The 13,106-nt window shown below is 68.7% G+C and carries 14 protein-coding genes and 1 riboswitch; of the genes, 11 read left to right on the top strand and 3 right to left on the bottom strand.

Annotated elements, in window-relative coordinates; translation table 11 throughout:
• The 3 genes from AB0I77_RS33865 to AB0I77_RS33855 all read left to right on the top strand — a co-directional run.
• A partial coding sequence (locus tag AB0I77_RS33865; protein WP_363286576.1) for a cbb3-type cytochrome c oxidase subunit I occupies window positions 1–756 on the top strand: 756 nt, incomplete at its 5' end.
• Window positions 753–1,151: a cytochrome c oxidase subunit 4 gene (locus AB0I77_RS33860; protein WP_363286575.1), complete on the top strand. Its 399-nt coding sequence runs from the start codon at window positions 753–755 to the stop codon at window positions 1,149–1,151. The genes AB0I77_RS33865 and AB0I77_RS33860, both read left to right, overlap by 4 nt.
• Before the next feature lie 130 nt (window positions 1,152–1,281).
• Window positions 1,282–2,541 carry an Ig-like domain-containing protein gene (locus AB0I77_RS33855; protein ID WP_363286574.1) on the top strand — a complete coding sequence of 420 codons (1,260 nt, stop codon included), beginning with the start codon at window positions 1,282–1,284 and terminating at the stop codon, window positions 2,539–2,541.
• 103 nt (window positions 2,542–2,644) lie between these two features.
• Here the strand turns inward: AB0I77_RS33855 and AB0I77_RS33850 are convergent, their stop codons facing one another.
• A complete protein-coding gene (locus AB0I77_RS33850) occupies window positions 2,645–3,046 on the bottom strand; it encodes a hypothetical protein (RefSeq protein ID WP_363286573.1) in 402 nt (133 codons plus the stop codon).
• A gap of 189 nt (window positions 3,047–3,235) precedes the next feature.
• Between AB0I77_RS33850 and AB0I77_RS33845 the strand changes: the two genes are divergently transcribed.
• The 6 genes from AB0I77_RS33845 (at window position 3,236) to AB0I77_RS33820 (ending at window position 10,243) form a co-directional block, all read left to right on the top strand.
• Window positions 3,236–3,856 (top strand): heme-copper oxidase subunit III, encoded by a 621-nt coding sequence (locus AB0I77_RS33845; protein ID WP_363286572.1) that lies wholly within the window; start codon window positions 3,236–3,238, stop codon window positions 3,854–3,856.
• 63 nt (window positions 3,857–3,919) lie between these two features.
• Entirely contained in the window at window positions 3,920–4,729 is an 810-nt protein-coding gene (locus AB0I77_RS33840; protein ID WP_363286571.1) for a c-type cytochrome, read from the top strand.
• Window positions 4,726–5,796: a Rieske 2Fe-2S domain-containing protein gene (locus AB0I77_RS33835; RefSeq protein ID WP_363286570.1), complete on the top strand. Its 1,071-nt coding sequence runs from the start codon at window positions 4,726–4,728 to the stop codon at window positions 5,794–5,796. The genes AB0I77_RS33840 and AB0I77_RS33835 overlap by 4 nt, the downstream gene beginning before the upstream one ends.
• Entirely contained in the window at window positions 5,793–7,433 is a 1,641-nt protein-coding gene (locus tag AB0I77_RS33830; RefSeq protein ID WP_363286569.1) for a cytochrome bc complex cytochrome b subunit, read from the top strand. Before AB0I77_RS33835 ends, AB0I77_RS33830 begins: the two co-directional genes overlap by 4 nt.
• 138 nt (window positions 7,434–7,571) lie before the next feature.
• On the top strand, window positions 7,572–8,636 hold the full coding sequence (trpD, locus tag AB0I77_RS33825) for an anthranilate phosphoribosyltransferase (RefSeq protein ID WP_363286568.1): 1,065 nt from the start codon (window positions 7,572–7,574) through the stop codon (window positions 8,634–8,636).
• 74 nt (window positions 8,637–8,710) lie between these two features.
• Window positions 8,711–8,827: riboswitch (SAM riboswitch) on the top strand.
• 39 nt (window positions 8,828–8,866) lie between these two features.
• Window positions 8,867–10,243, top strand: coding sequence for an aminotransferase class V-fold PLP-dependent enzyme (locus tag AB0I77_RS33820; protein ID WP_363286567.1), 1,377 nt, complete (start codon window positions 8,867–8,869; stop codon window positions 10,241–10,243).
• Between the two features lie 27 nt (window positions 10,244–10,270).
• Here the strand turns inward: AB0I77_RS33820 and AB0I77_RS33815 are convergent, their stop codons facing one another.
• The gene (locus AB0I77_RS33815; protein ID WP_363286566.1) at window positions 10,271–10,552 is read right to left on the bottom strand and encodes an Lrp/AsnC ligand binding domain-containing protein; all 282 of its coding nucleotides are present in this window, start codon (window positions 10,550–10,552) and stop codon (window positions 10,271–10,273) included.
• Window positions 10,549–11,283, bottom strand: a complete 735-nt coding sequence (locus AB0I77_RS33810) for a rhomboid family intramembrane serine protease (protein ID WP_363286564.1) — start codon at window positions 11,281–11,283, stop codon at window positions 10,549–10,551. Before AB0I77_RS33810 ends, AB0I77_RS33815 begins: the two co-directional genes overlap by 4 nt.
• A 157-nt stretch (window positions 11,284–11,440) precedes the next feature.
• Between AB0I77_RS33810 and AB0I77_RS33805 the strand changes: the two genes are divergently transcribed.
• Window positions 11,441–11,680 carry a hypothetical protein gene (locus tag AB0I77_RS33805; protein ID WP_046261230.1) on the top strand — a complete coding sequence of 80 codons (240 nt, stop codon included), beginning with the start codon at window positions 11,441–11,443 and terminating at the stop codon, window positions 11,678–11,680.
• A 36-nt stretch (window positions 11,681–11,716) separates the two neighbouring features.
• Window positions 11,717–13,060, top strand: coding sequence for an NYN domain-containing protein (locus tag AB0I77_RS33800; RefSeq protein WP_363286563.1), 1,344 nt, complete (start codon window positions 11,717–11,719; stop codon window positions 13,058–13,060).
• Window positions 13,061–13,106: the final 46 nt, after the last annotated feature.

The raw sequence follows: 13,106 nt of genomic DNA, 5'->3' as shown, positions 1-13,106 counted from the left end.
TTCTCCTTCATGACGTTCCTGATCGCCGTACCGACGGGCGTGAAGTTCTTCAACTGGATCGGAACGATGTGGAAGGGGTCCCTGAGCTTCGAGACCCCCATGCTCTGGGCGACCGGCTTCCTGATCACCTTCACCTTCGGTGGTCTGACCGGTGTCATCCTGGCCTCGCCGCCGATGGACTTCCACGTCTCCGACTCGTACTTCGTGGTGGCGCACTTCCACTACGTCGTCTTCGGCACCGTCGTCTTCGCCATGTTCTCCGGCTTCCACTTCTGGTGGCCGAAGATGACCGGCAAGATGCTCGACGAGCGCCTCGGCAAGATCACCTTCTGGACGCTGTTCATCGGCTTCCACGGCACCTTCCTGGTCCAGCACTGGCTGGGCGCCGAGGGCATGCCCCGTCGTTACGCGGACTACCTCGCGGCCGACGGCTTCACCGCCCTGAACACGATCTCGACGATCAGCTCGTTCCTGCTCGGCCTGTCGATCCTGCCGTTCCTCTACAACGTGTGGAAGACGGCCAAGTACGGCAAGCCGGTCGGCGTCGACGACCCGTGGGGCTACGGCCGCTCGCTGGAGTGGGCGACCTCGTGCCCGCCCCCGCGGCACAACTTCCTCACCCTGCCGCGGATCCGCAGCGAATCCCCGGCGTTCGACCTGCATCACCCGGAGATCGCCGCTCTCGACCAGCTCGAGAACGCGCCGCACGGTGACAAGGCGCTGGCCGGCAACGGCGGCAAGGAGGCCGGCAAGTGAAGATCCAGGGCAGGATGTTCATCTGGCTGGCCGTCTTCATCCTCGCCATGGCGATCGTCTATGGCGTGTGGTCGAAGGAGCCGGCCGGTACCACGGCGCTCTTCCTGGCCTTCGGCCTGTCCATCATGATCGGCTTCTACCTGGGCTTCACGGCCCGGCGGGTCGACGCGGGTGCGCAGGACAACAAGGAGGCCGACGTCGCGGACGACGCCGGCGAGGTCGGGTTCTTCAGCCCGCACAGCTGGCAGCCGCTCTCCCTCGCGGTCGGTGGCGCGCTCGCCTTCCTGGCGATCGCGATCGGCTGGTGGCTGCTGTACTTCTCGGCTCCGCTGCTCGTGATCGGCCTGTGGGGCTGGGTCTTCGAGTACTACCGCGGTGAGAGCCGCACCCAGTAACACGAGCTGAGCTCTTCGGAGCCCGGACACTCCGTAAGGAGCGTCCGGGCTCCCGCTTTTGCAGTACAACCGATCCCTCGTCCGGGTTACCCACCGCGCCGCGGCTGACGAGGCTTCCTAGCGTGAAGCCATGAACCACTCACCCCGCACCCGCACCGTCGCCGGCTGCACGATATTGGTGATCGCCCTCGGCGCGGGCGTCACCGCGTGCTCCGGCGACAGCCCCCTGACCGCCGAGCCGTACGACGCGGCGGAGCAGATCTCCTTCAACGGCCCCGTCGGCGACGGAAAGAAGGCCGACCCGGACAAGCCCCTCGAGGTCACCGCCGAGGACGACGACGGGCGCATCACCGACGTCACCGCCATGGACGCGACGGGACGCTACGTGGCGGGCGAACTCTCCGCCGACGGCACCCGCTGGCACAGCACCACCCCGCTCGCCGCCAACGCCCGCTACACGCTCCGGGTGAGCACCGAGGACGAGGACGGGGCGCCCGGCCGCAAGGTCCTCACCTTCGACACCGGAAAGCCCGTCACCAAGAAGCGCCTGGCCGTCACCTTCGGCCCGAAGGCGGGCACCTACGGCGTCGGCCAGCCCATCACCGCCAAACTGAGCAAGCCCCTCAAGGACAAGGCACAGCGCGCCGTCGTCGAACGAGCCCTCAAGGTCGAGTCCACGCCCTCGGTGTCGGGCGCCTGGCACTGGGTGGACGACAAGGAACTCCACTACCGCCCCCAGGAGTACTGGCCCGCCCACGCCACCATCCAGGTCCGCAGCAACCTGGAGGGCATCAAGGTCAGCGACCGCCTGTGGGGCGGCAAGGCCAAGCCGCTGAAGATCACCACGGGCGACCACGTCCTCGCGCTGACGGACGCCTCGTCCCACTCGATGACGGTGTACAAGAACGGCGAGGCGATCAAGACGATCCCCGTCACCACCGGCAAGCCCGGCTTCGAGACCCGCAACGGCGTCAAGGTGGTCCTGGGCAAGGAGTACTTCGTACGTATGCGCGGCACCAGCATCGGCATAGCGGAGGGGTCCGCGGAGTCGTACGACCTACCGGTCTACTACGCCACCCGCGTCACCTGGAGCGGCGAGTACGTCCACGCCGCCCCCTGGTCCGTCGGCTCCCAGGGCTCCGCGAACGTCAGCCACGGCTGCACCGGCATGAGCACCGCCAACGCCCAGTGGTTCTTCGAGACCGTCCGCGAGGGCGACGTGGTCAAGGTCATCAACTCGCAGGGCAACACGATGGAACCCTTCGGCAACGGCTTCGGCGACTGGAACCTCGCCTGGGCAAACTGGCGCAAGGGCAGCGCCTTGGTCGCCGGAAACCCAGAGGGCCCGGACCCACAAGAAGCGGCAAGGCTACGCCCCACGGCCGTGTGACCCACCCAGGGGCGCGGGGCTGTATCGACATGCGGCTCCGCCGCGTGGGCGCGACAAGCCACAACGGACCCGCACCCGCCCGAAAACCAGCGGTCCCGAGCTCCTAGGCGCTCAAAGCCTTCCGCTCCCGCAACAAAGAAGCCAACGCCGCCGCGAACTCCACCGGCTCCACCGGCAACGTCACCGCCGCCTCAGCCCGACTCCACGTAGCCAACCACGCATCCTGCGGCCGCCCCATCAACACCAGCACCGGCGGACAGTCGAAGATCTCGTCCTTGATCTGACGGCACACCCCCATGCCCCCCATCGGCACGGCCTCACCGTCCAGCACGCAGACATCGATCCCGCCCTTGTCCAGCTCCTTGATCACAGCGGCCGGAGTCGCGCACTCGACGAACTCCACCACCGGGACATCAGGAGCGGGCCGGCGCCCGGTGGCCAACCGCACCTGCTCGCGGGTGTTGGAGTCGTCGCTGTAGACCAGCACCGTGGCGGTCGGCTGCATGCTTCCTCCGTGACATCAGCGTCGTACGGACCAAGACGGGCAGAGCCCGATGCCGCGGATGTTACTCCCTTGAACAGCCCGTCAACACCTGCTGGAACGCCCCTTGGGTGAGCCATACGGGCACTCCACGCAGTACGAACACTCCGAACGGCACCCCCGGGAGTGAGGGCGGGATAAGCGACCGACATAATGTCGGTCGTGGCGACAGCAACGACAGTAGAAACCGGGCACGCGCACCCGTCGGTCAACCGGCCGAACCTCACCAGCGTCGGAACCATCATCTGGCTGAGTTCCGAGCTGATGTTCTTCGCGGCCCTCTTCGCGATGTACTTCACCCTGCGATCGGTGACGGGTCCCGACCACTGGAAGGAGATGGCGCACAGCCTGAACCTTCCGTTCTCGGCGACCAATACCACGATCCTGGTGCTCTCCTCCCTCACCTGTCAGCTCGGCGTCTTCGCCGCCGAGCGCGGTGATGTGAAGAAGCTCCGGGGCTGGTTCATCGTCACCTTCATCATGGGCGCGGTCTTCATCGGCGGTCAGATCTTCGAGTACACCGAGTTGGTGAAGAAGGACGGGCTCTCGCTCTCCTCCGATCCGTACGGCTCGGTGTTCTATCTGACCACCGGCTTCCACGGCCTGCATGTGACGGGCGGCCTCATCGCCTTCCTGCTTGTGCTCGGGCGTACTTACGCGGCCAAGAGGTTCACCCACGAGCAGGCGACCGCCGCGATCGTCGTGTCCTATTACTGGCACTTCGTCGATGTCGTCTGGATCGGCCTCTTCGCCACGATCTACCTGATCAAGTAGCCGGGCCCGCTCCCGCGCAGTCCAGAAGCATCGACGCAGAAGATCCTGACACCGGAGTAATCCGTGAAAAAGCTCTCAGCACGACGACGCCATCCGCTGGCGGCGGTCGTCGTCCTACTCCTCGCGCTGGCATGCACGGGGGGGCTGTACACCCTGTTCTCGCCCACGGGCAGCGCCAAGGCCGACGAGACCGCCCAGTCGCTCGCCATCGACGAGGGCAAGAGGCTCTACGCCGTAGGCTGCGCCAGCTGCCACGGCACCGGCGGTCAGGGCTCCTCTGACGGTCCGAGCCTGGCGGGCGTCGGCGCCGCCGCGGTCGACTTCCAGGTGGGCACCGGCCGGATGCCGGCTCAGCAGCCGGGCGCGCAGGTCCCGAAGAAGAAGAACATCTACGCGCAGGCGGAGATCGACCAGCTGGCCGCGTACATCGCTTCGCTGGGCGCCGGTCCGGACGTCCCGACCGAGGCGGAGTACGGCCCCGAGGGCGCCGACATCGCCAAGGGCGGCGAGCTGTTCCGCACCAACTGCGCGCAGTGCCACAACTTCACCGGCGAGGGCGGTGCGCTGACGCACGGCAAGTCCGCGCCGAACCTTGAAGGCGTCGCCCCCAAGCACATCTACGAGGCCATGCAGACCGGCCCGCAGAACATGCCCTCCTTCCCCGACACCACGATGTCGGCGCAGAACAAGAAGGACGTCATCGCGTACCTGAACGCGGTCAACGGCGACGACACCGAGAGCCCCGGCGGGCTTTCGCTGGGCGGTCTCGGCCCGGTCTCCGAGGGCCTGTTCGCCTGGATCTTCGGACTCGGCGCGCTGATCGCGGTCGCCGTCTGGGTCGCCGCTCGGACCGCAAAGGCCAAGAAGTCATGAGTAGCCAAGACATTCCAGAAGAGATTCCAGCAGAGAACCTGCCCGCTGAGCAGGACACCGCGCATGGTGCGCCAGGCCTCGCCGACGAGAAGGACCCGTTCGCCGACCCCGGTCTGCCGCCCCATGAGCACCGGATCCAGGACATCGACGAGCGGGCCGCCAAGCGGTCCGAGCGCACGGTCGCCCTGCTGTTCACGGTGTCGATGCTGGCCACCGTCGGCTTCATCGCCTCGTACGTGGGGATCCCGCACCACAAGGCGATCTACGTCTTCCCGATCGGGCGCATCAACGCGCTGAACTTCGCGCTGGGGCTGACCCTGGGCGTCGCGCTGTTCGCGATCGGCGCGGGCGCGGTCCACTGGGCCCGCACCCTGATGTCCGACGAGGAGATCGCCGACGAGCGGCACGCGATCGAGGCGCCCCCCGAGGTCAAGGCCAAGGTCATGGCCGACTTCAAGCAGGGCGCCAAGGAGTCGGCCCTCGGCCGTCGCAAGCTGGTCCGCAACACGATGTTCGGCGCGCTGGCCCTGTTCCCGCTCTCCGGCGTCATGCTGCTGCGCGACCTCGGCCCGCTGCCCGGCACCAAGCTCCGCCACACCCTGTGGTCCAAGGGCAAGCTGCTCGTCAACATGAACACCAACGAGCCGCTGCGCGCCTCCGACGTCGCGGTCGGCTCGCTGACCTTCGCCAAGCCCGAGGGCCTGGAGGAGCACGACGAGGAGTTCCAGACCGAGATCGCCAAGGCCGCCCTGATGATCGTCCGGATCCAGCCGGACGACATCAAGGACCAGCGCGAGCTCGAATGGTCGCACCAGGGCATCGTCGCGTACTCGAAGATCTGCACCCACGTCGGTTGCCCGATCTCCCTGTACGAGCAGCAGACGCACCACGTGCTGTGCCCCTGCCACCAGTCCACCTTCGACCTCTCCGACGGTGCCCGGGTGATCTTCGGCCCCGCCGGTCACGCCCTGCCGCAGCTGCGCATCGGCGTGAACGACGAGGGCTACCTTGAGGCGCTCGGCGACTTCGATGAGCCCGTCGGTCCTGCCTTCTGGGAGCGCGGATGAGCACCAACGAGAACAATGAGTCGCGCTCGCGCGACGACAAGGCACCCGCCGGCGAGCGCGTCGCCGACTGGGCCGACGGCCGGCTCGGGATCTACTCCCTGGCCAAGACCAACATGCGCAAGATCTTCCCCGACCACTGGTCGTTCATGTTGGGCGAGGTCTGCCTCTACAGCTTCATCATCATCATCCTCACGGGTGTGTATCTGACGCTGTTCTTCCACCCGTCGATGAACGAGGTGGAGTACCACGGCAGCTACGTCCCGCTCCAGGGACAGCTGATGTCCGAGGCGTTCAACTCGACCGTGAACATCTCCTTCGAGGTGCGCGGTGGTCTGCTGATCCGGCAGATCCACCACTGGGCGGCGCTGATCTTCCTCGCCGGCATGTTCGTGCACATGATGCGCGTGTTCTTCACGGGTGCGTTCCGCAAGCCGCGTGAGGTCAACTGGCTGTTCGGCTTCCTGCTGTTCGTCCTGGGCATGTTCACCGGCTTCACCGGCTACTCGCTCCCGGACGACCTGCTCTCCGGCACCGGTGTCCGCTTCATGGAGGGCGCGATCCTGTCCGTGCCGATCGTGGGCACGTACCTGTCGTTCTTCCTCTTCGGCGGCGAGTTCCCGGGCGGCGACTTCGTGGCCCGTTTCTACTCGATCCACATCCTGCTGCTGCCGGGCATCATGCTCGGCCTGGTGGTCGGCCACCTGATCCTGGTCTTCTACCACAAGCACACGCAGTTCGCGGGCCCCGGAAAGACCAACAAGAACGTCGTCGGCATGCCGCTGCTGCCGGTCTACATGGCCAAGGCCGGAGGCTTCTTCTTCCTGGTCTTCGGTGTCATCGCGGCCATCTCGGCGATCGCCACGATCAACCCGATCTGGGCCATCGGCCCCTACCGTCCGGACCAGGTGTCCACCGGCGCCCAGCCCGACTGGTACATGGGCTTCTCCGAGGGCCTGATCCGCGTGATGCCGGGCTGGGAGATCGACTTCTGGGGTCACACGCTCGTCCTGGGCGTGTTCATCCCGCTGGTGATCTTCCCGCTGGTCCTGGTCGCGATCGCGGTCTACCCGTTCATCGAGTCCTGGGTCACCGGCGACAAGCGCGAGCACCACATCCTGGACCGCCCGCGCAACGCGCCGACCCGTACGGCCTTCGGTGTCGCGTGGATCACCTGGTACATGGTCCTGCTGATCGGTGGTGGAAACGACCTCTGGGCCACCCACTTCCACCTGTCGATCAACGCCATCACCTGGTTCGTCCGGATCGCGTTCTTCGTCGGCCCGGTCATCGCGTTCGTCATCACCAAGCGGATCTGCCTCGGCCTCCAGCGCCGGGACAAGGACAAGGTGCTGCACGGCCGCGAGTCGGGCATCATCAAGCGCCTGCCGCACGGTGAGTTCATCGAGGTGCACGAGCCGCTCAGCCAGGAGCAGCTGCACACGCTCACCGCGCACGAGCAGTACGTGCCGGCGCAGATCGGCCCGACGGTCGACGAGAACGGCGTCGAGCGCAAGGTGAAGGCCCCCGAGAAGCTGCGCGCCAAGCTCAGCGAGGCGTACTACGGCGAGGAGGCCCAGATCCCGAAGCCGACCGTCGAGGAGTACAGGGAGATCACGAGCGGCCACGGCCACCACTGATCACGCGTCGCCACACGACGAGCGAAGGGCCCCCGTCCGTTCTGCGGACGGGGGCCCTTCGCCATGCCCGGCGCTGGATAGGGTGGACCCGAGCAAATCGTGTCCCGCCGGTGTTCGGGACTGACCCAGGAGCGGTTTATGAGCGCTGTGACCCCCGCTGGAGGCGACACCGCGGCGGGCCGTTCCTGGCCCGAGGTGCTGAACGCCCTGCTGTCCGGCCGCGACCAGGGCGCCGACGCGACGGCCTGGGCGATGGACAGCATCCTGCGCGGTGAGGCGACCGACGCGCAGATCGCCGGGTTCATGGTGGCGCTGCGGGCCAAGGGCGAGACCGTCGAGGAGATCACCGGGCTCGTCCGCACGATGTACGAGCACGCGAACGTGATCGAGGTGCCGGGCGCGACCGTCGACATCGTCGGAACGGGCGGCGACGGCGCGAAGACGGTCAACATCTCCACGATGGCGTCGATCGTCGTCGCCGGCACCGGAGCGAAGGTCGTCAAGCACGGCAACCGGGCCGCGTCCTCCGCGTCCGGGGCCTCCGACGTACTGGGCAAGCTCGGGGTCAACCTGGAGCTGACGCCCCAGCGGGTGGCCGAGGTCGCCGAGGAGGCCGGGATCACCTTCTGCTTCGCGATCAAGTTCCATCCGGCGCTGCGTCATGTGGGCGCCGCACGCGGCCAGTTGGGCATCCGCACGGTGTTCAACGTCCTCGGCCCGCTGACCAACCCGGCCAAGGTACGGGCCCAGGCCGTCGGGGTCGCGGACCCGCGCATGGCACCGATCGTCGCGGGCGTCTTCGCCGAGCGCGGCAACTCCTCCCTGGTGTTCCGCGGCGACGACGGCCTCGACGAGCTGACGACCACCGCCACCTCCCGGGTGTGGATCGTCCGCCACGGCAAGGTCACCGAGGAGTCCTTCGACCCGAGAGACGTCGGCCTCGAGCTGGTGCCCGTCGAGGCGCTGCGGGGCGCGGACGCCTCCCACAACGCGGAGGTCGCGCGCCGGCTGCTGGAGGGCGAGACAGGGCCGGTCCGGGACGCCGTCGTGCTGAACGCGGCGGCGGCGCTGGTGGCGCTGGAGCCGACGGACGCGCCGCTGACCGAGCAGATCCGGGCCGGCATGGCCAAGGCCGCCGAGTCGATCGACTCCGGGTCCGCCAAGCGGACGCTGGAGCGCTGGGTGACGGTCAGCAACGCCTAAACGGTGAGCTGAGATGTCCCGCAATCCGGACTCGGGTTGCGGGACATCGATCACTTCACGTACGTTCTCGATCAGGTCATGAGTGACAGTCATCAGGCCCCGGCCGACTGTCCGGCAACCCTCCGTCCGTGGCGGGGTGCCCCGGGTGAAGACCAGGTCGTAGGCAAAAAGGCCTGCGGCAAGCGCGGACCCCTCACGAGCCAGGGGTCCTGGTCGTCGAGGAGCCTTCCGTGTCTGTTTCCACCCCTGTCGCCGCCCAGTCCGTCCGCGCCCCGCTGCCCGTTCTGGGCCGGGATGTCACCGTTCCGCTCGTCACCGGCGGCGAGGTCACCTACGCCGCGCTCGACTACGCGGCCAGCGCGCCGGCCCTCCAGCGGGTCTGGGACGACGTGGCGGCGTACGCGCCCTACTACGGCAGCGTCCACCGGGGTGCCGGATACCTCTCCCAGCTCTCCACCGACCTCTTCGAGAACGCCCGCAGGACCGTCGCGGAGTTCCTCGACTGCCGGGACGACGACCAGGTGGTCTTCACCCGGTCCACCACCGACTCCCTCAACCTGCTCGCCGCCGCGCTCCCCGCCGACTGCCAGGTCTTCGTCTTCGAGACCGAGCACCACGCCTCGCTGCTGCCCTGGCAGGACGCCCGCGTCAGCTACCTCGACGCCCCGCGCACCCCGCGGCAGGCGGTGGCGGCCCTGGAGCGCGCCCTCGCCGACCGCACTGCATCTATTCAAGAGGGCCACGCCCCGGCCCTGGTCTGCGTCACCGGCGCCTCGAACGTCACCGGCGAGCTGTGGCCCGTACGGGAGCTGGCGGCCGCCGCCCACGCGCACGGCGCCCGGATCGTCCTGGACGCCGCCCAGCTGGCCCCGCACCACCCGGTCTCGGTTCAGGACCTCGACGTCGACTGGGTCGCCTTCTCCGGGCACAAGCTGTACGCCCCCTTCGGCTCCGGCGTCCTGGCCGGCCGCGCCGACTGGCTGCGGACGGCCGAGCCGTACCTCGCGGGCGGCGGCGCCAGCCGCAAGGTCAGCCGGCGCACGGACGGGGGAGTGGACGTGGAGTGGCACGAGAGCGCGGCCCGACACGAGGCCGGCTCGCCCAACGTGATCGGCGCCTACTCCATCGCCTCCGCCTGCAAGGCGCTCACCGAGGCCGGTTTCGACACCCTCGTCGCCCGCGAGCGGCACCTGATCGACACCGTGCGCGCGGGCCTCGCCGAGGTGCCCGAGGTCCGGGTCCTCTCCCTCTTCGGCGACGACGCCCCGCGCGTCGGCGTCATCTCCTTCGTCGTGGAGGGCTGGAACAGCTCCCACTTCGCCGCCGCGCTCTCCGCCGAGTACGGCATCGGCGTCCGCGACGGCCTCTTCTGCGCCCACCCGCTGCTGCGCACCCTGCTCGACAGCGACCCGCAGAGCCAGGGCGAGTGCGGTGCCCCCGAGGCCGCGCCCGGCGAGAAGTCCCTCAACGCGATCCGGGTGAGCTTCGGCGCGGGAACGCCCGACGAGCACGTGGAGCGCTTCGTCGGCGCGGTGAAGGAACTGGTGCGGGACGGCGCGAAGTGGACCTACCGGACGGAGGACGGCCGCTGCGTTCCGGCTGTCTGATCCCTCGCGGGGCGGCGTTTCAGCGGGTCAGGAGTCCAGCCCGATGGCGAACGCCGCCTCGAGATCATGCTGCGAGTACGTCCGGAACGCCACATGCGTGTCCGTCCCCTCCACCCCCGGAATCTTGCTGATCCGCCCGGGAATGACCTCCGCCAGATCCTCGTGCTGGTGCACCCGGACCATGGCGATCAGGTCGTACGTGCCGGTGACGGAAAAGACCTCGCTGACGGAGTCCAGCGAAGCGATCTGTTCCGCGATCTCGGGGATCCGGTCCACGCTGGTCTTGATGAGGACGATCGCGGTGATCACGGCTGGTTCTCTCCTTCGGGGGCTGGAGCTGGGGCGGACTTCACTCTAGTCGTACGGCCGAATCGCACCCACGCATAGCTGAAGCCCAGCCCGAACCCCACCAGGTGGGCCAGATACGCCACCCCCGGCCCCTCGCCCGCCCGCCCGGCCGCCAGCCACTGAAGGGTCGCCCAGAAGGGCAGTACGACCCACGCCGGTAAGCGCAGCGGCAGGAAGAACAGGAACGGCAGAAGACTGGTCACCCGGGCGCCGGGGAACAGGTAGAGGAACGCCCCGAGGACCGCCGAGATCGCCCCGGACGCGCCGACCAGGGATTGTTCGGAGTCGGCGTTGGCCGCCGCGTAGCCCAGCAGGGCCAGGTAACCGCAGCCGACGTAGAAGAGGGTGAACTGGACGCGGCCCATCCGTTCCTCGGTCATCACCCCGAAGACGTAGAGGAAGAGCATGTTGCCCAGCAGGTGCACCCAGCTGCCGTGGACGAAGAGGGCCGTCGCGGGGGTGAGGGCGGCTCGCGCCGAGCCCTCGAACAGTTCGGCCGGAACCACACCCCAGCGATGGAAATAGGCCCGCTGCGCGGCGAGCGGCGCGTCCCCGGAGCCGTACGCCGGATTGAGGCCCGCTGCCGGGCTGACCAGGAAGAGAAGGCAGCACAGGGCGATCAGTCCGTACGTCATCGGCGCCGTCGGCCGCCGCGGCGGCCGGCCGGCCGTCTCGCTCCACTTGCTGATCATGAACACAGAGCATGACGTAACGGGACGCAAGCGAACAGACCGCCTCGCCGCCGCGGACGCCCGAGCGGCGAGTCCCCGCCAGGCCGTAGGGTAACGAGCCACACGCACCGGGAGCCCGGCGCGTCACGGACACTAGAAGGAAAGCGAACAAGTCACGATGACGGTTCCCCTGCCAACCGCCTCGACGCGGTGGCGCTGCACGCTCTGCGGCAACCTCACGCGGTTCGACGTGACGCGCTCGTCGAAGGTCGTCGAGTACGTCCACCTCGATCTGGCCGGTGAGCCGAAGGTCGAGGAGCGCGAGGTGGTCAGTGAGAGCATCGAGTCGGTGCGCTGTCGCTGGTGCAACGCGGTGGATCAGGTGGAACTCGTGGACAGGCCGGGCGCCGGCTCCTGACGGGAGCGGGCCCCGCACAGGCATTGGTGGTGACGGATGGTGGAGACCACAGGCGGGGGGCCGGGCGACGGCACCGCCGAGGTGCTCGACCGTCCGCTGCCCGACGGCGTGCGCCGACGTGTCGTACAGATCGTCTCGGACGGTTTCGGCGGGCTGACCGTCGGCGAACTGCCCGCGCAGCTACGACAGTACGCCAGGTTCGCGCCGAACCGGCGGGCCAAGTTCGCGGGAAACGCGATGGCGGCGGCCCTGGAGACCGATCCGCTGTTCCGGCAGCGCATCGGGGAGAAGTTCAGAGAGGCCCAGCCAGAACTCTGCGGCGCCCTCGACGCCGGCTCGCCGCCCCCGGCCGCGGACCCGCTCGACGTGGCGGCCGCGGCCTATGTGCTGCGCCCCATCGGCTGGGTGAAGCTGGTGACCGCGGCCGGCGAGGAGGCCCAGCGGGCGGACGCCGAGCGGGTCGACGAGGAGAACCGGGCCGAGCTGGAGCGGCTGCGCGAGGAGCTCGACCGGGCCCGTGAGCACACCCGGGCCGAGACCGAGCGGTTGCGCACCGAGCTGGACGCGGCCAAGAAGGAAGCGGAATCGCTGCACCGCAAACTGCGCGCCGCCCTCAGTGACGTCAAGCGCGGCGAGGCCGCGCTACGCAAGGTGCACAGCGAGATGGACACCCTCCGTACGGAGGGGCACGCCCAGGTGTCCGCCGCCGAGAGCGAGAGCCGGCGGCTGAAGGCCCGCCTCAGCGAGGCGGAGGCCGCCCTGGAGGCCACGCGCAAGGCGGCACGCGAAGGGCGCAGCGTCGAGGACATGCGGGTACGGCTGCTGCTGGACACCGTGCTGGACGCGGCCCAGGGGCTGCGGCGGGAGCTGGCCCTGCCGCCCGTGTCCGTACGGCCCGCCGAGACCGTGGACGCGGTCGAACCGGGCCGCATGACCCCGAAGGACATCGCCGCGCGGGCGCTGTCCGAGAACGACCCCGCGATCCTCGACCAGCTCCTCGCGCTGCCGCAGGCCCATCTCGTCGTCGACGGCTACAACGTCACCAAGACCGGCTATCCCCAGATGCCCCTGGAGAAGCAGCGGCTCAGGCTCCTCGGGCAGCTCTCGCAGCTCGCGGCGCAGACCGGCGCCGAGGTGACGTGCGTCTTCGACGGGGCCGAACTGGTCGCGCCGGTGCTGCTGGCGCCGCCGCGCGGGGTGCGGGTGCTGTTCTCCAAGCCGGGCATCACCGCCGACGAACTGATCCGCCAGCTCGTGCGCGCCGAGCCGCCCGGCCGCCCGGTCATCGTCGCCTCGACCGACCGTGAGGTGGCCGACGGGGTGGCGCGGGCGGGGGCGCGGCCGGTCGCGTCGGCGGTGTTGCTGAAGCGACTGTCGTGAAGGTCGATGAATGCCCGGAATTGACCGAACTGTCACGCAACGTAGT

Source organism: Streptomyces sp. NPDC050619 (genome assembly GCF_040654815.1).
Taxonomy (GTDB): Bacteria; Actinomycetota; Actinomycetes; order Streptomycetales; family Streptomycetaceae; genus Streptomyces.
This window is presented reverse-complemented; position numbering and strand designations above follow the sequence as displayed.